Source organism: Enterobacter sp. BNK-29, assembly GCF_048684785.1.
Lineage (GTDB): Bacteria > Pseudomonadota > Gammaproteobacteria > Enterobacterales > Enterobacteriaceae > Enterobacter > Enterobacter cloacae_M.
In genome coordinates, this window is record NZ_JBLQTU010000001.1 from 1,686,746 (window position 1) to 1,709,400 (window position 22,655).

Genomic DNA, 22,655 nt, shown 5'->3' on the forward strand with positions numbered 1-22,655 from the left:
TATGCGGACTACTCCCCTCATACCGCTGTCGATAACATACCGCCCCGAAGTGGAATTTCTCCCTTTATTCCCTTGAGTTACATCCAACTTTCGTTTTTAAGACAAGGAATGCGTATGTTCAAACTGGCAAAAGCCGTCGTTCTGGTTGGCCTGTTATCGACTCTGACTGCCTGCACCGGTCATGTACAGAACACCAAAAATAACTGCAGCTACGATTACCTGCTGCACCCGGCGATCTCCATTTCGAAGATCATCGGCGGTTGCGGCCCGGCGGCGCAGCAGTAAGCGATTTTCAGGCGTAAAAAAACCGGGATATCCCGGTTTTTTCGTTTAGGGAAGTGCGGCCTGATGGCCTCACCCTGCCCCTCTCCCACCGGGAGAGGGAACAAACCCTAAAAACGGTAACGTGATTACCATTTTGCTTTTACCTACGGTTTACCCACAAACCCAATCGCTTCGTACACCGCTTTCAGGGTTTCGGACGCGCGCGCGCTGGCTTTTTCCGCGCCGTCTTTCATCACCTTCTGCAGGAAAGCTTCGTCGTTACGGTAGCGGTGATAACGCTCCTGCAGCTCGGTCAGCATGCCGGAAACGGCGTCTGCCACTTCACCTTTCAGGTGGCCGTACATCTTGCCTTCGAAGTGTTTTTCCAGTTCAGGAATGCTCTGGCCAGTCACGCCGGAGAGGATATCCAGCAGGTTGGAAACGCCCGCTTTGTTCTGCACGTCGTAGCGCACCACAGGCGGCTCGTCAGAGTCGGTGACCGCGCGCTTGAGCTTTTTGACGACGGATTTCGGATCTTCCAGCAGGCCGATAACGTTGTTGCGGTTATCGTCAGACTTGGACATCTTCTTGGTCGGCTCCAGCAGCGACATCACGCGCGCGCCGGACTTCGGAATAAACGGCTCAGGCACTTTGAACACATCGCCGTAAATCGCGTTAAATCGCTGGGCGATATCGCGGCTCAGCTCCAGATGCTGCTTCTGGTCTTCACCCACCGGCACCTGGTTGGTTTGATACAGCAGGATGTCCGCCGCCATCAGCACCGGATAGTCGAACAGACCGGCGTTGATGTTTTCAGAGTAGCGCGCGGATTTATCCTTGAACTGCGTCATGCGGCTCAGTTCGCCGAAATAGGTGTAGCAGTTCAGCGCCCAGCCCAGCTGCGCGTGCTCCGGCACGTGAGACTGAACGAAAATGGTGCTCTTCTCAGGATCGATGCCGCAGGCCAGGTACAGAGCCAGGGTGTCCAGGGTGGCTTTACGCAGCTTCTCAGGATCCTGACGCGCGGTAATCGCATGGAGATCGACGATGCAGTAAATGCAATGGTACTCATCCTGCATGCTGACCCACTGACGTAACGCACCCATGTAGTTACCAATGGTCAATTCACCTGAAGGCTGTGCGCCACTAAAAACGATGGGCTTAGTCATTATTCAATTCCTGATGTTCACTGTGCGAAAGCCCGAGTGCGGGCAACAAATCTTTGAAGTGGTCGAAGACCACATCCGGCTCACTTAATGTGATGGCTTCACCGTAGTTGTAGCCATAGGTTAATCCGACGGAAGGACACCCAGCCGCTCGGGCAGCCAGAATATCATTGCGCGAATCCCCGACAAAGAGCAGCTCCGCAGGGGTTAAGGATAATTTTCCTGCCACCAGCAACAGCGGTTCCGGATGCGGCTTTTTGTTCTGCACGTCGTCGCCGCCCACAATCACGGAGAAATACTTAGCGATATCCAGCGCTTCCAGCAGAGGCGCAACAAACGGCGTCGGTTTGTTGGTCACCAGCCCCAGCGGAATGCCCTTCGCGTGCAGCGCGCTCAGCGTTTCCTGAACGTCCGGGAACAGGAAGCTGCCCTCCTCGACGGTCTCTTCGTAGAAACGATCGAACAGTTTGCGCAGAATCCGCAGCTGCTCATCCTTAGGGATGTCCGCGTGGTCAACGCTCGGTTTACCCTGCGCGGAACGCTGCGACGCACGCTCCTGACGCGCCCACGTCAACGCGCGCTCCATCAGAACATCGGCGCCGTTGCCAATCCAGGTTACCACGCGCTCTTCACCCGCAACGGGGAGTTCAAGTGCATACAGCGCCTGGTCTACGGCGCTCGTTAAGCCCGGCGCGCTGTCGACCAGCGTGCCGTCGAGGTCGAATGCCACACCCCGAATTGCCTGCAATTTATCCATGACTTACCTTCGCCAGCTCACGGCGCATTTCATCAATGACTTTTTTGTAATCCGGTTGGTCGAAAATTGCCGAACCTGCAACGAACATATCCGCGCCCGCTGCCGCAATTTCACCAATGTTATTCACTTTCACCCCGCCGTCCACTTCAAGACGAATATCGTAACCTGACTCATCAATACGACGGCGCACTTCACGCAGCTTATCCAGCGTGTGGGGAATGAACGACTGACCGCCAAAGCCCGGGTTAACGGACATCAGCAGAATCACGTCCAGCTTGTCCATGACATAGTCGAGATAGCTCAGCGGCGTGGCCGGGTTAAACACCAGGCCTGCCTTACAGCCGTTCTCTTTGATCAGCTGCAGCGTGCGGTCCACGTGTTCAGAGGCTTCCGGATGGAAAGTGATGATGCTGGCACCCGCTGCGGCGAAATCAGGCACGATGCGATCGACAGGCTTCACCATCAGGTGAACGTCGATCGGCGCGGTAATGCCATAGTTACGTAATGCCTTAAGCACCATTGGGCCAATGGTCAGGTTAGGGACGTAGTGGTTGTCCATAACGTCAAAATGGACGACATCTGCGCCAGCCGCGAGAGCTTTGGCGGTGTCTTCACCCAGGCGGGCAAAATCGGCCGACAGAATTGAGGGAGCAATCAAAAACTGTTTCATCCGCTTCTCCTTGAAATGTGTTTACCGGCGGGCAAAACGGCTCAGGGGCGATAAAGCGCCAGAAGTTCGTCCACCTTTTTACGTGTGCCGCCGTTGCTGCTAATGCTACGCCGCACTTTGACCTGAAAATGCTTCGCGGCTTTGTACCATTCGCGCGTATCAGGCGTGTCGTGATTCGAAATTAACACCGGAATTCTTTTGCTGACCAGCTTTTCCGCCATCTCCGCCAGACGAGCCTGTTCGGCCGGGCTGAAGCTGTTGGTGTGGTAAGCGGTGAAATTCGCCGTTGCAGACAGTGGTGCGTAAGGCGGGTCACAGTAAACCACCGAGTTTACGCCTGCCAGTTCCATACACTCTTCATAGGAGAGGCAATGAAACTCTGCGTTCTGCGCTTTTTCGGCAAAGTGATACAGCTCGTCCTGCGGGAAATACGGGCGCTTATAGCGACCAAACGGCACGTTAAATTCCCCGCGCAGGTTATAGCGGCACAGGCCGTTGTAACCATGACGGTTGAGATAGAGGAACAGCAGCGCTCTGCGGAACGGATCCTGGCTCTGATTAAACTCAGTGCGGAACTGGTAGTAAACGTCCGGGTGATTATTCTCCGGCGTAAACAGTTTGCGCGCCTCTGCGACATACTCTTCGGTACGCAGCTTAACAATGTTATAAAGGCTGATAAGGTCGTTGTTGATATCCGCCAGGATATAACGAGAAAAATCGGTGTTGAGGAACACCGATCCCGCACCCACGAAAGGCTCGATTAGACACTCGCCTTTTGGCAGGTGCTTTTTAATATCATCGAGCAGGGGGTATTTCCCCCCTGCCCATTTCAGAAAAGCGCGATTTTTTTTCATGCTGACTAACTGATTACACCTTCTCCGGCTGTGGAGAAAGCTCCGACAGCATCCTGCGCTTTAAACATTACTTCAGATCGGCCTGAACCTGATGAATCGGCTTCGCCCAGGGATTTTTTGCCTGAACATCGGCTGGCAGTGCCGCTACGGCACGTTTCGCTTCATCTTTGGACGAATAAACGCCGCTGACCAGCACATACCACGGCTGACCGTTGCGGGTCGTCTGATAAACAACGTAGTTTTTCAGATTTGATTTCTTCGCCCAACCGTTGAGGTTGTCATAGTTAGACGAACTGCTCAGCTGCAGCGTGTAGTTGCTGGATGGCGCAGACTTCAGCGAGCCAACGTTACCTGCCGTTTTGCCTGCTGCGGCGCTGGAGGCTGTTGCCGTGGCTGCCGGAGCTGTTGCTGCAGGTGCAGCTGTGGCAGCCGGTGCCGCTGTGCTCGCCGTTGCTTTCGGCGCGGTCTGAGTGACTGGCGCTTTAGCAGGCTCGCTCACCGCAGCCGTTTCGGTGTGTTTCGGCTGTGCCGGTACGGCTTTCACTTCAGGCGCTTTGACGACTGCCTGAGGTTTGGTTTCACGCTTAGGCTCAATGACCGCCTGCTTACGTTCAGGACGCGTCGCAGTTTGCGTCTGGCGCGGTTTGGTTTCCGTCGCAGCCGTTTGTGGCTGAGCGTTACCACCGCGAATCGGGGCAACGGTTGCCGGCTCAGTTGGCAGCGTAGAGTTAACCACGACGTTATCAACCTGCTGCTGGTTCTGCGGCTGCGTCAGCGCATTGTTCAGATCTCCCTGAACTTCTACGCGCTGCTGGCCTTCAGGCGTAGCAGGTGCCTGACCCTGAGCAGGTGTTGAAGAAACGGGCGGCAGAGAAACATCCTGCGGCGCTGTGGTGTTACCTGCGGTCTGCTCTGCGGAAGTCGCACCCGGCGCAGGCTGTGCGCCATTCGCCTGATTGGTCGCATCGTTACCGGACAGGTTGATGCTCTTCTCAGCGGAAGCAGTTTGCTCGGTTGAGTTCGTTGACGGTGCTTTAAGCGCGGAGCCAATGCCGACAATCAGCAGCACTAGCACCAGAACGCCAAGACCCATCATAATGTACTGGCGGGAAGCCGGTTTCGGCGCAGCGGCTTTTTTACGTTTACGCGGGCGACGCTCTACAGGCTGTTCGTCCATTGAATCTTCTTCGGACTCATAATCCTCTTCTGCTCGCTCTTCGTGCGCGTTGCGGCTGCGCGAAGGGCGACGATCGTCTGCATCCAGATCAACATCGTCAAAGTTGATCTGCGGCTCGTTATCACGTTCTGAAGATTGACGAGAACGACCAGTACGACGATCGCTGGGATCGGGTTTCAGCTCGTCTTCTGGTTTGAATTCATCCATTTAACACCCCACTCAAAGGCTTATGCTAACGACTTTGCATTTCACCTGAAGCTAAACGACCACCTGCGACAGTGGCCTGACCTTTCTAGTTGTTACGCCTGCTGACAATCAGCGATAGCGCCAAGAACGACATCGTGCGGCACTCCGCCGCGCACTTCACTCTTCCCTATTGCAAGCGGGAGTACAAGACGCATCTCACCTGCCAATACTTTTTTATCGCGCATCATGTGGGGTAAATACGCTTGCGCCGACATCTCCTGCGGCCCGGTTACCGGCAAACCTGCACGTTCAAGCAGCGCAATGATGCGTGCCGTCTCTTCAGGTTTAAACTGCCCCAGACGTTCAGAGGTGCGGGCTGCCATGACCATACCAGCCGCGACGGCTTCACCGTGCAGCCAGTTGCCGTAACCCATCTCGGCTTCAATGGCGTGGCCAAACGTATGCCCAAGATTCAGTAAAGCACGTAAGCCCGTTTCACGCTCGTCTGCTGCAACAACTTCTGCTTTCAGTTCACAACAACGACGAATGCAGTATGCCAGTTTAGCCTCATCCAGGCACAGCAGCGCATCCATATTCTCTTCAAGCCAGCTAAAGAACTCGCCATCCAGAATAATGCCGTATTTGATCACTTCTGCCAGACCCGAAGCCAGTTCGCGCTTCGGCAGGGTTTTCAGACAGTCGAGATCCACCACCACCGATGCGGGCTGGTAGAACGCGCCAATCATGTTTTTGCCGAGCGGATGGTTGACTGCCGTTTTGCCACCCACAGAGGAGTCGACCTGGGACAGCAACGTGGTTGGGATTTGAATAAAACGGACACCACGTTGATAGCTTGCGGCCGCAAAGCCGGTCAGATCGCCCACAACACCGCCGCCCAGGGCAAGCAGTGTTGTATCGCGACCGTGCGGTTTTTGCAGCAATGCGGTAAAGACGGTATCCAGTACCGTCAGGCTTTTATACTGCTCGCCATCGGGGAGAATCACACTGTCGACTTTTACGCCCGCCTGCTCAAGCAGGTGGCGTACGCGGTCGAGATAAAGCGGAGCCAGCGTCTCATTGGTGACCAGCATCGCCTGATCACCCGCTTTCAGTGGTAAAAAGGAAGCTGGGTCGTTAAACAAACCAGCCGCGATGGTGATAGGGTAACTACGTTCCCCGAGAGTAACTGTAATCCTCTCCATGACGCGACATCCACCTTTAATGCTTTTACCCGCAGGCGAGTGTATATAAAGCCAGAATCAGTTGCTTTCCAGCATATGAATAATCTGGTTTGCAACCACTTTAGCGCTCTGGTCGTCAGTACGAATGGTCACGTCGGCAATCTCTTCATACAGCGGATTGCGTTCATCGGCCAACGCTTCCAGAACTTCGCGTGGTGGCGTTTCAACCTGCAGCAGCGGGCGCTTTTTATCGCGCTGCGTACGTGCCAGCTGTTTCTCGATGGTCGTCTCAAGATAGACCACTACGCCACGGGCGGAGAGACGGTTACGGGTTTCGCGAGATTTCACAGAACCGCCACCTGTTGCCAGAACGATGCCCTGTTTTTCCGTGAGTTCGTTGATCACTTTTTCTTCTCGGTCACGGAAACCTTCTTCGCCTTCTACATCGAAAACCCAGCCCACATCAGCTCCGGTTCGTTTCTCAATCTCTTGATCAGAATCGTAAAATTCCATATTGAGTTGTTGAGCTAACTGACGCCCAATAGTGCTTTTGCCGGCACCCATAGGCCCAACCAGAAAGATATTGCGTTTCTCTGCCATTTTATCGGTACTACTAAGACTATTCGTTAATGGTAATCCCCGCTTCGCAGACACCCAGCGTAGCAGGACATGAACTGAAACCTCATATGCAATAGAGCGAGAGTCAGACTAAAAATTATCTCAATACTCCGGCTTGTTTGGCAACTGATTAAATCACCGCGTCGGGCGCATAAGGTAATAAGACGTAAGTCCAACTCAAATCGGTACTCCTTGTATGCTAATTCATGCCCCACGTCAAACATCTGCAACAAACTGAATGCAAAATCATTGCGGGGATCGTTACCCGTCAGCGAATACCGACCAGACGTGGCGTAATAAACACCACTAGCTCGCGCCGTTCATTATCCTTACCATCGTGGCGAAAAAGCTGTCCAAGCCAGGGGATTTTCCCCAGCCCCGGCACGCTGTCGCTGCCGGTTTTGTTCTTCTGCGAAAAAATTCCGCCCAACGCCAGCGTTTCTCCACTTTTTACCTCCACCTGGGTTTCTATCTCCTGTTTGTCGATCGCCAGCGTTTCGCCGTCAGCCTGCTGCAGAACCTGTCCCGGCATATTTTCGCTGATGTGCAATTTCAGGCGCACGCGCCCACCCGGTAAGACCACCGGTGTGACCTCCATTCCTAATACCGCCTCTTTAAACTCAACGGAGGTTGCCCCGCTTTCACCGCTTGAGACCTGATACGGGATTTCACTCCCCTGCTTGATGCTGGCCGGTTGCATATGCGAGGCCAGCAGCCGCGGGCTGGCAATGATATCGACCTGCTGTTTTTGCTCCAGCGCAGAGAGCTCCAGATCCAGCAGCCGACCATTGATCCGTCCGATGTTAAAACCCACGTGGCTGGTGGCGCTGGCGACGGAAAGATCGCTGCCAAGCGTGGTGAGCTGGCCAACCTTGCCCGCGTCGGCGGCGTCGGCGAGATTCCACTTCACCCCCAGCTCACGCAGGCTTTTTTCATTAATGGTAACAATATGCGCCGCCAGCTCGACCTGTTCGACGGGAATATCCATCTGAGCGGCCCAGCGCTGCAGCGTCTCCACCACCGTCTGGTTATCCCGAATCAGCAGCCGGTTGGTGCGTTTGTCGAGAGACAAACTTCCCTTGGGGCTCAGGAGCTTTTCCGCGTCTTTTTGCAGCTCTCCGGCATCGGCATAGGACAAAGCGATGCTGTGAGACACCAGCGGCGCCTCAAGCTGTCGACGCGTTCGTTCCTGTTCTGAGCGCTCCTGCTGTTCACGCTGCCAGGCCGCGGTATGCACATAAAAAATGCCGCCCTCCTCTCGCAAAACGAGGCCAGCGCTGGTGACAACCGTCTGTAACGCTTGACGCCAGGGGACCCGCGTCAGGTTGAGCGAAAGCGTGCCGCCGACATCAGGCGATATCACCAGATTTCGGTTCTCCTGTGCAACCAGGCTCTGCAGCACCTGGACTACAGGCACGTCATCCACCACCAGCGTGACCGGTTTTGGCGCGGCGGCCCACAGCGGATGGCTGAACGCCAGCAGCCACAGCATTATCCTTAAATTCATTCTTATTCGTTCCTTCTCGTTGCCACGTCCATTTTCCTGATTCACATGTGTCACCCACATCAACAACCAGTTCCGTTTCATTGATGGCTGTTATCGTCCAGCCCGCAGGGAAGCGTTCATGTGTTTTCAGCCGGTACCAGCGCTTTTGCCCATCCTGTAAAATGCCGATAGCCTGCTGTCCTCCCACCATGCCGCGGTAGCGCCACTGCGCCAGCTCGCCAATGGCACAAGGATCGTCCGGCGGGCGAAACGGATCGCGCATGCCGGTCAAAAGCAGCGCTGAGCAAACCAGCAAATATCGCGCGCTATTTCGCATGTTCCAGCTCCAGCCGCAGGAGCAACGCTGTACCTTGTGGTGCAATCGCGAAAGCGGCGATCTGCACATCCCGCTGCGCCAGCCGGGAAAAAAGCGCCGGGAGAGCCTGCCACTCCACCTCCAGCATCAGTTCCCCTCCGTTCTGCAGCGGCTTCCAGTGAACCAGCGTCGCGTTATCGCCTTGAAAATCGAGCGGGGAAAACGGTATCAGCTTTCGTGTGTCCGTTGTTTCCGGACGAAACGGCCCCTTTCTGACGGCAGGCCATAACGCCGCGTTCGTCCTCGCGTCCTGAATCAGCTGTCGCTGTCGTTCAGCACACTGCCTGTCTAGCGGTCTGAGCAAGGTGCTCCACGCGGCCAGTCCTGCCAGGAGGCTCCCCAGACACCAGAAAAGCACCCGATACCAGGGACGGCTTTCGCACCAGCGTTCTAACAGAGTATCCATGCGTTATCCCTCGCTTTTAAGATGGAGGGTGAACATCCAGCGCCCCTGGCTGTCCTGCCGAAGCTCACCCGCCGTTCCGGGCGTAAAACCCGCCATTTGGCCCAGCGCATCGCGCAGAGCAGACAGGGCTGGCAGGGTTATGGCATACCCGCTCAACATCAGAGCAGGAGGCTGATAGCGAAGCTCTGTCAGCCAGACCTGTGAAGGAGTGACGCGGGAAAGGGACTCCAGCACCGGTTGCCATGCGCGTTGTTGAAGGGTCTGCGCTGGCTTCTGCGCCTGTGAGGCGAGTTTCTGCCGGGAGGCAAGCGCGTGCTGCACGGTCTGCGCTCCCGCCAGCTCCGTTTGCAGCGCGTGCAGCCTCATAACAGGGTTTATCCGCAGGCAGAAAATGACCGCGAATATCAACAGCACGGTACCGACACACATTACGCCCCAGAAGCGCAGGCATCGCGCGCGCCGCTGCTGTCGCCAGGGCAGAAAGTTCATGATGCTCATCCGGGCACCTCGCTCATGGCCAACGCCAGCGCAACGGTATAATCAGCGCCGCAGTCCGGTAGCGGGGCATGGCAGCGTTCGAGGATTTCCCACGGATCACGTCGGCTATCAAACAGCGCGATGTCATCCGAACCAAGCCCCAGCAGCGCTGAAAGCTCAGACACGTTTTCGGCTTCTGTGGTAAAGCGGCGTCCCCACTGGTGGCGCACCGCCCACAGCCACTGCCGATCGTCCCGCCAGGCGACGCACGTCGCTGGCGCCACCGCGGGAAGAAGATTCGCCAGCGCGCTGGCATCCGGCGTAATGGCCACCAGCCGCAAACGCAGCGTTTTCGCCAGCGCCAGTAGAGTGTCGATCTCGTTGTTTTGCGCGGCGGTCACCTGAAAGGTATTGCTGAAGGTATCCTGCGCGTAATCGAAACAGAGCGTATCAGCAGACATCTCCAGTTCGCGCGCGAGCGCCGCACCAAGCCATGAGAGCTGCTCGCTGTCGCGCAGCGCAACGGTTGGACGGGGGAGCGCCCGTTGCAGGGTGCGTGCTGCCGGGAAAGAGAGGAACACCCGGTGGTAGTGCGGCAGCGTTTTCCGCCAGTCGCGTAACGCATCAACCAGCTGTTCTGGCTGACAAATTTTGCCGTCACGAATGATGCCCTCGTCCAGAGGAATCGCCCACCAGCGGCGCATGCACCAGCCCAACTTCTCCCGGGCCAGAGCGACGATCAGCACCCTATCCTGTTGAATATGAACGCCCGTTTGCCATATTTTGAAAGCCATGCTTCACGATCTCCTTATCGCCCGTCGGGTTGACGGCTATATCAATGAATCAGGCTTGCCTTTATACTACCGCGCGATTGTTTAGAAACTGCCCAAGTGAAACCAAATGGGAAATCTCCGGTGAAGTTCGTAAAGTATTTATTCATCCTTGCAGTCTGTTGCATTCTGCTGGGAGCAGGCTCGATTTACGGTTTGTACAAATATATTGAGCCACAGCTACCTGATGTCGCCACGCTTCGCGATGTGCGCCTCCAGATCCCGATGCAAGTCTATAGCGCCGATGGCGAGCTGATGGCGCAGTATGGCGAGAAGCGTCGTATTCCGCTGACCTTAAACCAAATTCCACCCGTGATGGTGAAAGCCTTTATCGCCACGGAGGACAGCCGTTTTTACGAGCACCACGGTGTCGATCCGGTGGGGATTTTCCGTGCCGCGAGCATTGCGTTGTTCTCTGGTCACGCCTCTCAGGGGGCAAGTACCATCACGCAGCAGCTGGCGCGTAACTTCTTCCTCAGCCCTGAAAAGACGCTGATACGTAAGATCAAAGAGGTGTTCCTCGCGATCCGTATTGAGCAGCTGCTGAGCAAAGACGAAATCCTTGAGCTGTACCTCAACAAAATCTACCTGGGTTACCGCGCCTATGGAGTGGGGGCTGCCGCACAGGTGTACTTCGGTAAGCCCGTTGAGCAGCTCACCTTAAGCGAAATGGCAACCATTGCCGGTCTGCCGAAAGCGCCGTCCACGTTTAACCCGCTCTACTCGCTCGATCGCGCTACCGCGCGCCGTAACGTCGTTCTGTCACGTATGCTGAGCGAAGGCTACATCAGCCAGAGCGAGTACGACCAGGCGCGTAACGATGTGATTGACGCTAACTACCACGCCCCTGAAATCGCCTTCGCATCTCCTTACCTGACCGAAATGGTTCGTCAGGAGATGGTGAATCGCTATGGTGACAAGGCCTACGAAGATGGCTATCGCGTGTACACCACCGTCACCCGTAAGGTCCAGCAGGCGGCTCAGGAAGCGGTGCGGAACAACGTGATGGACTACGATATGCGTCACGGCTATCGCGGCCCGTCAAACGTGCTCTGGAAAGTGGGCGAAAGCGCGTGGGACAGTAAAAAAATCACCAGTACGCTGAAGGCGCTGCCAACCTATGGTCCGCTCCTTCCTGCCGTGGTGACGCAGGCCGATCCTCAGGAAGCCGTTGCGACGCTCGCGGACGGTACTTCCGTCTCGCTGCGTATGGACGGTATCCGCTGGGCGCGTCCTTACCGCTCGGATACGCTGCAGGGCGCAACGCCGCGTAAAGTGACCGATGCCGTGCAGACCGGGCAGCAAATCTGGGTGCGCAAGGTAGGCGAATCGTGGTGGCTGGCACAGGTGCCGGACGTCAACTCGGCCCTGGTCTCTATCAATCCACAGAACGGTGCCATCCTGGCCCTGGTCGGCGGGTTTGATTTCAACCAGAGCAAATTTAACCGCGCTACCCAGGCGCTGCGTCAGGTCGGTTCCAATATCAAACCGTTCCTCTACACGGCAGCGATGGATAAAGGCTTGACCCTAGCCAGCATCCTTAACGACGTGCCAATCTCCCGCTGGGATGCCGGTGCCGGTTCCGACTGGCAGCCGAAGAACTCCCCTGCGGAGTATGCCGGCCCAATTCGTCTCCGTCAGGGTCTGGGACAGTCGAAAAACGTGGTGATGGTGCGCGCCATGCGCGCGATGGGCGTCGACTATGCCGCAGAGTATCTGCAGCGCTTCGGTTTCCCGGCGCAGAACATCGTTCGCACCGAGTCGCTGGCGTTAGGCTCCGCCTCGTTTACGCCGCTTCAGGTCGCACGCGGGTACTCGGTGATGGCCAACGGCGGCTTCCTGATTGACCCGTACTTCATCAGCAAGATTGAAAACGATCAGGGCGGCGTGCTGTTCGAAGCGAAGCCGAAGATTGCCTGCCCTGACTGCGATATTCCGGTGATTTATGGCAATACGCCGAAATCCGACGTGCTTGAAAACAAGGACATGGAAGACCCTGCCGTGTCTCAGGAGCAGCAGAACGGCGTTGTGCCGCAGCCGCAGCTCGAGCAGGCTAACCAGTCTCTGGTGGCACAGACCGGCGCGCCGGAGTATGCCCCGCACGTGATCAACACGCCGCTGTCCTTCCTGATCAAAAGCGCGCTGAATACCAACATCTTCGGTGAACCGGGCTGGCAGGGCACAGGCTGGCGCGCAGGGCGTGATTTGCAGCGCCATGATATCGGCGGTAAAACGGGGACAACCAACAGCTCGAAAGACGCGTGGTTCTCCGGCTACGGCCCGGGCGTGGTGACATCGGTCTGGATCGGTTTTGACGATCACCGCCGTGACTTAGGCCGTACAACGGCCTCCGGCGCGATTAAGGATCAGATTTCCGGCTACGAAGGCGGTGCGAAGAGCGCGCAGCCGGCCTGGGACGCCTACATGAAGTCCGTTCTTGAAGGCGTGCCGGAGCAGCCGTTAACGCCACCGCCAGGCGTGGTGACGGTTAATATCGACCGCAGCACGGGTCAGCTCGCCAACGGCGGTAATAGTCGCGAAGAGTATTTCATCGAGGGCACGCAGCCAACCACGCAGGCGGTGCACGAGGTGGGGACAGAGATTATTGATAACGGCGAGACGCACGAGCTGTTCTGACAACAAAGCAAAACGGCAACCTCTGGTTGCCGTTTTTGTGTTTGCTCCCTCTCCCGTGGGAGAGGGTTGGGGTGAGGGCATCAGGCCACTACAGTCGCCCCTGCCCCTTCAACCATTCCCGTACCAGGAACAGCGCGCTCACGTTGCGAGCCTCATTAAAGTCAGGGTCTTCCAGCAGATCCATCAGGTGCGCTAGCGGCCAGCGAACCTGCGGCAGCGGCTCCGGCTCATCCCCTTCCAGCGATTCAGGATAGAGGTCTTCAGCCACCACGATATTCATTTTGCTTGAAAAATAGGACGGCGCCATGCTCAGCTTTTTCAGGAATGAAAGCTCATTCGCACCAAAGCCCACCTCTTCTTTAAGCTCGCGGTTTGCAGCTTCAAAGACGGTTTCACCCGGGTCGATAAGCCCTTTCGAGAACCCAAGCTCGTAAGATTCCGTTCCCACAGCGTATTCGCGGATCAAAATCAGATGATCGTCGACAATGGGAACAATCATCACCGCTTCGCGCGAAGAGGGGCGCATACGTTCATAAACGCGACGCACACCGTTGCTGAACTCCAGGTCCACACTTTCGACATTAAACAGGCGCGATTTGGCGACAGTTTCTACATTCAGAATGGTGGGTTTTTGTAGTGGTTTGCTCATCTTGATGGGTCTTAGCAGTGAGAACTGGCGTTATTGTGCGATATGCCGCACGGTTTCGGCAATGTCAATCGCTCTTTATTTACATTTATGCAACGTAACTGGGATCAATCCTCAATTCAAAACAAATGTCAAGAGGTTGAAATGTTTCCAGGAATTTGCTGATATCGCGCCATAACAGGCTTTGCTATCATCACCGGTCACTGGGATGCGCTTCAGAATGCTCAAGTTCGACTCCATACTTGCCGATAGCCAGCCACAGACTCTCATTCAATGTAAAGGTGCTACTGACTACACCTGTAAGAAGATAAGTAAGATGGGGAAAGCATGAGCACCATTTTGATTGTTCTCGCTGCTATGCTGGCCGGCGCGTTTGTTGCAGGATGGTTGTACAGGCGCCGCGTACAGCGCCGTTATCGTCTGCCCTTTTTAAATGCATTTGCGGGTGCGAGCACGCGCAAACTCACGCAAGACGAGCGCGATGCGGTTGAAAACTATCTCGAAATCCTGAACCGTACTCAGTTAACGCCTGGGCCAACGGGAGCCACTGCTGCGCCCGTCGCGCTAAAGCTTAATGCGCAAAGTGATACCGTGCTCTGCGTGACGCGCTCCATCACGCGCTATGGCATCACCACTGATGACCCCAACAAATGGCGCTATTACCTTGATTCCGTCGAAGTGCATCTGCCCCCGTCCTGGGAGCAATACATTAATGACGAAAACAGCGTTGAGCTGATTCACACCGATTCATTGCCTCTGGTTATCACGCTTAACGGCCATACGCTGAATGAATACCTTCAGGAAGCCCCGCGTTTTGCGCTGGAACGCGCGAGTTCAACGCAGGCGTCCATTCGTGGCGAAGAGACAGAGCAGATCGAACTGCTGAACATTCGCCAGGAGACGCATGAAGAGTACGCCCTGAGCCGCCCGGACGGCATCCGTGAAGCCATTCTGATCGTTGCTGCTTTCCTGCTCTTTTTTATCTGCCTGCTGACGCCTGATGTGTTTGTCCCCTGGCTGGCTGGCGGCGCGGTGCTGCTGCTGGCCGGCGGGCTTTGGGGTCTCTTTGCCCCCCCGGCCAAAACCTCGTTGCGCGAGATCCACTGCCTGCGCGGAACGCCAAAGCGCTGGGGCCTGTTCGGTGAAAACGATCAGGAACATCTCAACAATATTTCGCTCGGTATTATCGACCTGATCTACCCGCGCCACTGGCAGCCGTGGATCGCACAGGACTTAGGGCAGAAAACCGATATTGATATCTACCTTGACCGCCACGTTGTGCGTCAGGGGCGCTTCTTATCCCTGCATGATGAAGTGAAAAATTTCCCGCTTCAGCACTGGCTACGCAGTACGGTCATTGCCGGCGGCGCCGCGCTGGTCTTAGCCATGCTGCTGCTTTTCGTGCCGCTGGATATGCCCATAAAATTCACCCTGTCGTGGATCAAAGGGGCGCAAACCATTGAAGCGACCAGCGTCAACAAACTGGATGAAGCCGGTGTACGCGTGGGGGACACGCTGCGCCTGAAGGGGACCGGGATGTGTAATATTCACACCCCGGGGGCGTGGAACACGCGTCAGAGCTCGCCGTTCATGCCGTTCGACTGTTCGCAAATTATCTGGAACGACGCACCGCCGCTGCCGCTGCCGGAATCCGAAGTGGTGAACAAGGCCACGGCTCTCACCCAGACGGTTAACCGCCAGCTGCACCCGAAACCGGACGATGATTCGCGCGTCAGCCCCGCGCTGCGCTCGGCCATTCAGAAATCAGGCATGGTTCTGCTGGATGACTTTGGTGACATCGTCCTGAAAACGCAGGATTTATGCTCCTCTCAGGATGAGTGCATACGCCTTAAAAACGCCCTGGTAAACCTGGGGAACAGCAAAGACTGGGACTCGCTGGTGAAACGCGCCGAAGCGGGACGACTGGATGGCGTTAATGTCCTGCTGCGTCCGGTGAGCGCTGAATCGCTGGATAACCTGGTCGCCACCTCGACGTCGCCGTTCATGATGCGCGAGACCACCCGCGCGGCTCAGGCGCTGAACAGCCCGGCGCCGGGCGGCTTTGTGATAGCAAGCGATGAAGGCAGCGACCTGGTCGATCAGCCCTACCCGCAGGTTGCGCTTTATGACTACCCGGCTCAGGAGCAGTGGAGCCAGTTCCAGCGCCTGGCGCAGATGCTGATGCAAACGCCATTCAGCGCCGAAGGGATTGTCACGAGTATTTATACCGACGCCAACGGCACTCGCCATATCGGCCTGCACCGGATGCCGGATAGCGCAGGCCTGTGGCGTTACATCGGCACCTCTCTGCTGATGACCGCGATGCTGATCGCCATTTTCTGGAACGGCTTTATGGCCCTGCGCCGCTACCAGCGCTCGCGCACCCGGCTTGCCGACATCCAGCAGTATTATGAAAACTGCCTCAATCCAAAGCTGATCCCCTCGTCTGAGAGCCTGATCTGATAACGTCGTTGCGCGGCAAGATGTGCTACCCTGTCGCGCACGTTTCTTCTGGCTGGAGTTCCCCCTTATGCATCTTGATATCGCCTGGCAGGAGGTAGATACCGTTCTGCTGGATATGGACGGCACGCTGCTCGATCTCGCCTTTGATAACTATTTCTGGCAAACGTTGGTTCCAGAAACCTATGGCGAGCAGCAGGGGATCTCCCCGGCAGAAGCGCAGGCATTCATTCGTTCGCAATATAGCGCGGTGCAACATACGCTAAACTGGTACTGTCTTGACTACTGGAGCGAGCGCCTCGGTTTGGATATTTGTGCCATGACCACCGCCCAGGGCCCGCGCGCCGTTCTGCGCGAGGACACCGTGCCCTTTCTGGATGCGCTGAAAGCAAACGGCAAGCGCCGTATTTTGCTGACCAACGCGCATCCACATAATCTGGCGGTGAAGCTGGAGCATACGGGTCTGGCGTCGCACCTTGATTTATTACTTTCCACCCACACATTTGGTTATCCGAAAGAGGATCAGCGGTTGTGGCATGCGGTGAGGGAAGAGACGGGTTTGCAGCCAGAACGTACGTTGTTCATTGATGACAGCGAGCCCATTCTGGATTCCGCGGCAAGGTTTGGCATTCGCTACTGTCTGGGCGTGACCAATCCTGACTCTGGCCTGGCTGAAAAAAGCTATCTGCGCCACCCTGGACTAAACGACTATCGCCAGATGATCCCCTCACTGACCGTGAAGGAGACGCCATGAAAGAAAAACCCTCTGACGGGGTAAGACTGGATAAATGGCTGTGGGCAGCGCGTTTTTATAAAACACGCGCCCTTGCCCGCGAGATGGTTGACGGCGGAAAAGTGCATTACAACGGCCAGCGCAGCAAACCGAGCAAGCTGGTTGAGCTGAATGCCACCTTAACGCTGCGTCAGGGCAACGATGAACGTACTGTGGTGATTAAAGCCGTTACCGAACAGCGTCGACCTGCAGCGGAAGCCGTACTGCTTTATGAAGAGACGGCGGAAAGCATTGAAAAGCGCGAGAAGACCGCGCTGGCGCGCAAAATGAACGCGCTGACGATGCCCCACCCGGACCGGCGACCGGATAAAAAAGAGCGCCGCGATCTGATGAAATTTAAACACGGTGAGACTGATTAACCTCACCCGCACGAGAGATGAAAATGGCCCAACACGACCAATTACACCGCTATCTGTTTGAACAATTCGCCGTGCGCGGCGAGCTGGTCACCGTATCCGAAACCTGGAAACAGATTCTGGAAAACCACAACTACCCGCTGCCGGTGAAGACCCTGTTGGGCGAACTGCTGGTTGCCACCAGCCTGCTGACGGCGACGCTGAAGTTTGCCGGTGATATCACCGTGCAGCTGCAGGGTGACGGCCCGATGACGCTGGCGGTGATCAACGGCAATAACCAGCAGCAGATGCGCGGCGTGGCGCGCGTTCAGGGCGATGTGCCTGAAAATGCAGACCTCAAAACGCTGGTGGGTAATGGCTACCTGGTGATCACCATCTCCCCTGAGGAAGGCGAGCGCTATCAGGGCGTGGTGGGTCTGGAAGGCGATACCCTGGCAGCCTGCCTGGAAGATTACTTCATGCGTTCTGAACAGCTGCCGACGCGTCTCTTCATCCGCACCGGGGAAGTGGACGGTCAGCCTGCTGCCGGCGGTATGCTGCTGCAGGTTCTGCCTGCGCAGGACGCACAGACCAATGACTTTGAGCACCTGGCGACGCTGACCGAAACCATCAAAGCGGAAGAGCTGTTCAACCTGTCGGCGACCGACGTGCTGTGGCGTCTGTACCACGAAGAAGAAGTGACGGTTTACGATCCGCAGTCCGTGGAATTTAAGTGCACCTGCTCACGCGAGCGCTGTGCTGGCGCGCTGAAAACCCTGCCGGATGAAGAGATCGACAGCATCATGGCGGAAGACGGCGAAATTGATATGCATTGTGACTACTGCGGTACGCACTACGTGTTCAATTCGATGGATATCGCTGAGATCCGCAATAACGCCTCCCCGGCGGATCCGCAGGTTCACTAAACCTCTTTCCCCTCACCCTAACCCTCTCCCCAAAGGGGAGAGGGAACTTGAACCCCCTCTCCCCTTTGGGGAGAGGGCTGGGGTGAGGGGTAAAAAACTCTCCCCAAGCTGAATCGTTTTCCTTATGTAACTCTTACGTAATTTTCTTACGTGTATGCGATTACATTCACATTCTTTCCGATAAAATCACCACTCTTTAACCTTTTCGGAACATTTTCCCCAACCAAAAAGCGATTCCTGCGATAATCCGCCTGCGCTGTGACTGGAGTCGCAGCGTTTTCCGTTAGTAAGGGTTTTGTCCAGATGCGTAAATCTATGAGCCCCGTCGCGGTTAACAACCTCAGAAAAACCCTACAATTTCAGGCAGTACATATTGGCTAAGGAGCAGTGATATGCGTGTTACTGGTTTAACCCCGCAAGATCTCAAGGCTTATGGTATTCACGACGTCCAGGAAATCGTCTACAACCCCGACTACGATACGCTGTATCAGGAAGAGCTCAATCCAGCACTGGAAGGATACGAGCGTGGTGTGTTGACGAATCTTGGTGCTATCGCCGTCGATACCGGTATCTTTACCGGTCGTTCGCCGAAAGATAAGTATATCGTCCGAGACGAAACCACCCGCGATACGCTGTGGTGGGCTGACAAGGGCAAAGGGAAGAACGACAACAAACCGCTCTCCCCGGAAACCTGGCAGCACCTGAAAGGGCTCGTCACCCATCAACTTTCCGGCAAGCGCCTGTTCATTGTCGACGCTTTCTGCGGCGCTAACGCCGATACCCGTCTCTCCGTGCGTTTTATCACTGAAGTGGCCTGGCAGGCGCATTTCGTGAAAAACATGTTTATTCGTCCGACCGACGAAGAGCTGCAGGATTTCACCCCGGATTTCATCGTGATGAACGGTGCGAAATGCACTAACCCACAGTGGAAAGAGCAGGGTCTGAACTCCGAAAACTTTGTGGCCTTCAACCTGACCGAGCGTATCCAGCTGATCGGCGGTACCTGGTACGGCGGCGAAATGAAGAAAGGGATGTTCTCGGTCATGAACTACCTGCTGCCGCTGCGCGGTATCGCCTCCATGCACTGCTCGGCTAACGTCGGTGAAAAAGGCGACGTGGCGGTATTCTTCGGCCTGTCCGGCACCGGGAAAACCACCCTGTCCACCGATCCAAAACGTCGCCTGATTGGCGATGACGAACACGGCTGGGATGACGACGGCGTATTCAACTTTGAAGGCGGCTGCTATGCGAAGACCATTCGCCTGTCTGAAGAGGCCGAGCCGGATATCTTCCACGCGATCCGTCGCGATGCGCTGCTGGAAAACGTCACCGTGCGTGCCGACGGCTCCATCGACTTCGACGATGCGTCGAAAACGGAGAACACCCGCGTCTCTTACCCGATCTACCACATCGACAATATCGTGAAGCCGGTGTCAAAAGCGGGTCATGCCACGAAGGTCATTTTCCTGACGGCGGATGCGTTCGGCGTGCTGCCTCCGGTGTCTCGCCTGACGGCCAGCCAGACGCAGTATCACTTCCTCTCCGGTTTTACCGCCAAGCTGGCGGGTACCGAGCGCGGCGTGACGGAGCCAACCCCAACCTTCTCCGCCTGCTTCGGCGCGGCTTTCCTGTCGCTGCACCCGACGCAGTACGCTGAAGTGCTGGTGAAACGCATGCAGGCATCCGGCGCGCAGGCATACCTGGTGAACACCGGCTGGAACGGTACCGGCAAACGTATCTCTATCAAAGATACCCGCGCGATTATCGACGCCATTCTGGATGGTTCTCTGGACGACGCCGAAACCTTTACGCTGCCGATGTTTGACCTGGCGATCCCAACGTCGCTGCCGGGTGTGGATACGCATATCCTCGACCCGCGCAACACGTACGGTTCTCCGGAGCAGTGGCGCGAGAAAGCGGAATCGCTGGCGAAGCTGTTTATCGAGAACTTCGAGAAGTATACCGATACCCCGGCGGGTGCTGCGCTGGTGAGCGCAGGACCGAAGCTGTAGGTAAAAACAAAAAGGCAACGAAAGTTGCCTTTTTTAATGTTTTCTCCCTCTCCCCGTGGGAGAGGGCCGGGGTGAAGGCATCAGACCGCAGAGACCGCATTTTGTCGGGTGGCGGCTTCACCTTACTCGATCTACAAAAAAGGGTGGCAATTGCCACCCTTTTTTAAATCTCTTTCACCTGCCCCCGCGTCACCGGTACCGGCAGCCAGGCGCGAATGCTCAGCCCACCCCGCTCGCTGGTGCCAATCTCCAGCAGTCCGTTGTGGTTATCGATGATACGCTGAACAATTGCCAGACCTAAGCCCGTGCCGCTGGTGCTGCGCGCGCTGTCGCCGCGCACAAACGGCTGAAACAGATGCTTACGCTGCTCGGGCTTGATGCCCGGACCGTCGTCTTCCACCTGGAACCAGGCGCGGTTGAGTTCAGACCCGCTGCTGACTTTAATCCAGCCGTTGCCGTAGCGCGCCGCGTTGACCACCATATTCGCTACCGCGCGCTTAATGGAGAGCGGGTGCATGCGTACCTGAATCTCACCCGCCTGCAGGTCGGTATCAATCTCCCGCTCGTAGCCGCTTTCCGCGGCCACCACCTCGCCCAGCACCGCGTTCAGATCCGCCATCTCCATCGGCATCTCCTGCCCGGTGCGCAGGTAGTCGATGAACTGCTCGATGATGGCGTTACACTCTTCGATGTCTTTGTTGATGGACTCGGCGAGATAACCGTCCTCTTCCCCCATCATCTCCGTCGCCAGACGAATACGCGTTAGCGGCGTGCGCAGGTCATGGCTTACGCCCGCCATCAGCAGCGTACGATCGTCCGCCAGCTGCTTCACGCCTGCCGCCATATGGTTAAACGCGCGTGTCACCGAACGGACTTCCGAGGCGCCATATTCGCGCAGCGGAGGTGGAATAATTCCTTTACCGACCTGCAGGGCGGCGTGCTCCAGGTCGACCAGTGGTCGGTTCTGTATACGGATGAACAGCCACGCGCCGCCTATCGCCAGCAGCATAATCGCCAGGGTGTAGCGGAACAGCGGCGAGAAGTCGCCCTGATGGATTTCGGTCAGCGGAACGCGCACCCAGATATTGGGTGACAGCCAGGTTTTCAGCCAGACGACGGGCGAGCTTTTGTTGACCTCAACGCGCACTTCCGTCGGGCCACCCAGCTGCTGCGCCATCTGCTGGCTGAGGAATTCGTAGTGCTGCGCCCAGCGCAGGCCAGCGTCTTCCGCCGCTTCGTTGGAGTAGAGCGAAATGCCCAGCTCACGGTAGATTTCACGACGAAACGCCGGGGGAACGACGAGCTGCGTGCCGTCCTCCAGCTGCAGTTTATCGGTCATCAGCATACGGACTTCGTAGGCCAGGACCTTATTAAACTGCTGGAGGCTCGGCAGGATCGCAAAGTTCAGCACCACCAGATAGGTCGTCACCAGGCTGACGAACAGCAGGGTGACGATCAGTAACAGGGTGCGGGCAAACGAGCTACGCGGCGAGAAGCGCATTCGCCTCATGCTTTAGAGCCGTCCGGGACAAACACGTAGCCCAGACCCCATACGGTCTGAATATAACGAGGATGCGCAGGATCTTCTTCCACCATGCGGCGCAGGCGAGAGATCTGCACGTCAATGGAGCGTTCCATTGCGGAGTATTCGCGACCGCGCGCCAGGTTCATCAGCTTGTCACGGGAAAGCGGTTCACGCGGGTGGCTGACCAGCGCTTTCAGTACCGCAAACTCGCCGCTGGTGAGCGGCATTGGCTCATCTTCACGGAACATCTCGCGCGTGCCGAGGTTGAGCTTGAACTTGCCGAAGGCGATGACGGCTTCTTCCTGCGACGGTGCACCAGGCAGTTCGTTCGCCTGACGGCGCAGCACAGCGCGAATACGCGCCAGCAGTTCACGCGGGTTAAACGGTTTTGGAATGTAGTCGTCCGCGCCGATTTCGAGGCCCACGATACGGTCAACTTCCTCGCCCTTCGCCGTCACCATGATGATCGGCATCGGGTTGCTCTGGCTGCGCAGACGGCGGCAGATAGAAAGCCCGTCTTCGCCGGGCAGCATCAGATCGAGAACCATCAGGTGGAAAGATTCACGGGTCAGCAGACGGTCCATCTGCTCAGCGTTCGCGACGCTACGAACCTGGAAGCCCTGCTCGGTCAGATAACGTTCCAGCAGCGCGCGCAGGCGCATGTCGTCATCCACGACCAGAATTTTGTAGTTCTCTTGCATTGTGTGTACTCCCAAAGGTTCGGATAGTCTTTGTAACAGCGTATTCTAAAAAAGTGCACGTATTCGACCAGTTAATTCTGGTATAAATTCTAGTCGAAATTGTTACAAAGCATATTTAACAGCAGCTTATCTGCTCATTTCATCACATAAATCATTATTAATCCTGTCTGTT

The 22,655-nt window shown here is 56.4% G+C and carries 22 protein-coding genes; 7 read left to right on the top strand and 15 right to left on the bottom strand.

Translation table 11 applies throughout. From position 1 onward, the window contains the following. Nucleotides 1-114 precede the first annotated feature (114 nt). Nucleotides 115-285 carry a YhfL family protein gene (locus ACMGGX_RS08120; protein WP_420298255.1) on the top strand — a complete coding sequence of 57 codons (171 nt, stop codon included), beginning with the start codon at nucleotides 115-117 and terminating at the stop codon, nucleotides 283-285. A 143-nt stretch (nucleotides 286-428) separates the two neighbouring features. On the opposite strand, the gene trpS is transcribed toward ACMGGX_RS08120, so the two are convergent. The 12 genes from trpS to ACMGGX_RS08180 all read right to left on the bottom strand — a co-directional run bounded on the left by trpS (nucleotide 429) and on the right by ACMGGX_RS08180 (nucleotide 10,412). Beyond that, nucleotides 429-1,433, bottom strand: a complete 1,005-nt coding sequence (trpS, locus tag ACMGGX_RS08125) for a tryptophan--tRNA ligase (protein ID WP_023309477.1) — start codon at nucleotides 1,431-1,433, stop codon at nucleotides 429-431. Continuing rightward, a complete protein-coding gene (gene gph / locus ACMGGX_RS08130) occupies nucleotides 1,426-2,187 on the bottom strand; it encodes a phosphoglycolate phosphatase (protein ID WP_024907924.1) in 762 nt (253 codons plus the stop codon). Before gph ends, trpS begins: the two co-directional genes overlap by 8 nt. Further along, entirely contained in the window at nucleotides 2,180-2,857 is a 678-nt protein-coding gene (gene rpe, locus ACMGGX_RS08135) for a ribulose-phosphate 3-epimerase (protein WP_024907923.1), read from the bottom strand. The genes gph and rpe overlap by 8 nt, the downstream gene beginning before the upstream one ends. Nucleotides 2,858-2,898: 41 nt before the next feature. After that, entirely contained in the window at nucleotides 2,899-3,711 is an 813-nt protein-coding gene (dam, locus tag ACMGGX_RS08140; RefSeq protein ID WP_023309480.1) for an adenine-specific DNA-methyltransferase, read from the bottom strand. Between the two features lie 67 nt (nucleotides 3,712-3,778). Continuing rightward, nucleotides 3,779-5,095 (bottom strand): cell division protein DamX, encoded by a 1,317-nt coding sequence (damX, locus tag ACMGGX_RS08145; RefSeq protein WP_181593977.1) that lies wholly within the window; start codon nucleotides 5,093-5,095, stop codon nucleotides 3,779-3,781. 92 nt (nucleotides 5,096-5,187) lie between these two features. Further along, nucleotides 5,188-6,276, bottom strand: coding sequence for a 3-dehydroquinate synthase (gene aroB / locus ACMGGX_RS08150; protein WP_023309482.1), 1,089 nt, complete (start codon nucleotides 6,274-6,276; stop codon nucleotides 5,188-5,190). 57 nt (nucleotides 6,277-6,333) lie between these two features. After that, entirely contained in the window at nucleotides 6,334-6,855 is a 522-nt protein-coding gene (gene aroK, locus ACMGGX_RS08155) for a shikimate kinase AroK (protein WP_003861630.1), read from the bottom strand. A 286-nt stretch (nucleotides 6,856-7,141) separates the two neighbouring features. After that, entirely contained in the window at nucleotides 7,142-8,365 is a 1,224-nt protein-coding gene (gene hofQ, locus ACMGGX_RS08160) for a DNA uptake porin HofQ (RefSeq protein WP_223537779.1), read from the bottom strand. After that, nucleotides 8,292-8,696 carry a HofP DNA utilization family protein gene (locus ACMGGX_RS08165; RefSeq protein ID WP_420298256.1) on the bottom strand — a complete coding sequence of 135 codons (405 nt, stop codon included), beginning with the start codon at nucleotides 8,694-8,696 and terminating at the stop codon, nucleotides 8,292-8,294. The genes hofQ and ACMGGX_RS08165 overlap by 74 nt, the downstream gene beginning before the upstream one ends. Beyond that, nucleotides 8,686-9,141, bottom strand: a complete 456-nt coding sequence (locus tag ACMGGX_RS08170; RefSeq protein WP_420298257.1) for a HofO — start codon at nucleotides 9,139-9,141, stop codon at nucleotides 8,686-8,688. Before ACMGGX_RS08170 ends, ACMGGX_RS08165 begins: the two co-directional genes overlap by 11 nt. Nucleotides 9,142-9,144: 3 nt before the next feature. Then, nucleotides 9,145-9,639, bottom strand: a complete 495-nt coding sequence (locus tag ACMGGX_RS08175) for a PilN domain-containing protein (RefSeq protein WP_420298258.1) — start codon at nucleotides 9,637-9,639, stop codon at nucleotides 9,145-9,147. Next, nucleotides 9,636-10,412, bottom strand: coding sequence for a DNA utilization protein HofM (locus ACMGGX_RS08180; RefSeq protein WP_420298259.1), 777 nt, complete (start codon nucleotides 10,410-10,412; stop codon nucleotides 9,636-9,638). The genes ACMGGX_RS08175 and ACMGGX_RS08180 overlap by 4 nt, the downstream gene beginning before the upstream one ends. Before the next feature lie 120 nt (nucleotides 10,413-10,532). On the opposite strand from ACMGGX_RS08180, the gene mrcA reads away from it, so the two are divergent. Further along, the gene (gene mrcA, locus ACMGGX_RS08185; protein WP_045357640.1) at nucleotides 10,533-13,085 is read left to right on the top strand and encodes a peptidoglycan glycosyltransferase/peptidoglycan DD-transpeptidase MrcA; all 2,553 of its coding nucleotides are present in this window, start codon (nucleotides 10,533-10,535) and stop codon (nucleotides 13,083-13,085) included. Between the two features lie 88 nt (nucleotides 13,086-13,173). On the opposite strand, the gene nudE is transcribed toward mrcA, so the two are convergent. Further along, nucleotides 13,174-13,734: an ADP compounds hydrolase NudE gene (nudE, locus tag ACMGGX_RS08190; protein WP_008503041.1), complete on the bottom strand. Its 561-nt coding sequence runs from the start codon at nucleotides 13,732-13,734 to the stop codon at nucleotides 13,174-13,176. Between the two features lie 324 nt (nucleotides 13,735-14,058). Between nudE and ACMGGX_RS08195 the strand changes: the two genes are divergently transcribed. The 5 genes from ACMGGX_RS08195 to pckA all read left to right on the top strand — a co-directional run bounded on the left by ACMGGX_RS08195 (nucleotide 14,059) and on the right by pckA (nucleotide 20,257). Beyond that, complete coding sequence (locus tag ACMGGX_RS08195) at nucleotides 14,059-16,194, top strand: intracellular growth attenuator family protein (RefSeq protein ID WP_109846153.1); 2,136 nt, start codon at nucleotides 14,059-14,061, stop codon at nucleotides 16,192-16,194. A gap of 67 nt (nucleotides 16,195-16,261) precedes the next feature. Next, nucleotides 16,262-16,945 (top strand): GMP/IMP nucleotidase, encoded by a 684-nt coding sequence (gene yrfG / locus ACMGGX_RS08200; RefSeq protein WP_348562179.1) that lies wholly within the window; start codon nucleotides 16,262-16,264, stop codon nucleotides 16,943-16,945. Further along, nucleotides 16,942-17,343 carry a ribosome-associated heat shock protein Hsp15 gene (gene hslR / locus ACMGGX_RS08205; RefSeq protein WP_023309491.1) on the top strand — a complete coding sequence of 134 codons (402 nt, stop codon included), beginning with the start codon at nucleotides 16,942-16,944 and terminating at the stop codon, nucleotides 17,341-17,343. Before yrfG ends, hslR begins: the two co-directional genes overlap by 4 nt. Before the next feature lie 17 nt (nucleotides 17,344-17,360). Then, nucleotides 17,361-18,245, top strand: a complete 885-nt coding sequence (hslO, locus tag ACMGGX_RS08210; RefSeq protein ID WP_161495995.1) for an Hsp33 family molecular chaperone HslO — start codon at nucleotides 17,361-17,363, stop codon at nucleotides 18,243-18,245. A 392-nt stretch (nucleotides 18,246-18,637) separates the two neighbouring features. After that, entirely contained in the window at nucleotides 18,638-20,257 is a 1,620-nt protein-coding gene (gene pckA, locus ACMGGX_RS08215) for a phosphoenolpyruvate carboxykinase (ATP) (protein ID WP_023309493.1), read from the top strand. 163 nt (nucleotides 20,258-20,420) lie between these two features. Here the strand turns inward: pckA and envZ are convergent, their stop codons facing one another. Both envZ and ompR read right to left on the bottom strand, forming a co-directional pair. After that, a complete protein-coding gene (envZ, locus tag ACMGGX_RS08220; protein WP_223535639.1) occupies nucleotides 20,421-21,767 on the bottom strand; it encodes a two-component system sensor histidine kinase EnvZ in 1,347 nt (448 codons plus the stop codon). After that, nucleotides 21,764-22,483 (bottom strand): two-component system response regulator OmpR, encoded by a 720-nt coding sequence (gene ompR / locus ACMGGX_RS08225; protein ID WP_001157751.1) that lies wholly within the window; start codon nucleotides 22,481-22,483, stop codon nucleotides 21,764-21,766. The genes envZ and ompR overlap by 4 nt, the downstream gene beginning before the upstream one ends. Nucleotides 22,484-22,655 lie beyond the last annotated feature (172 nt).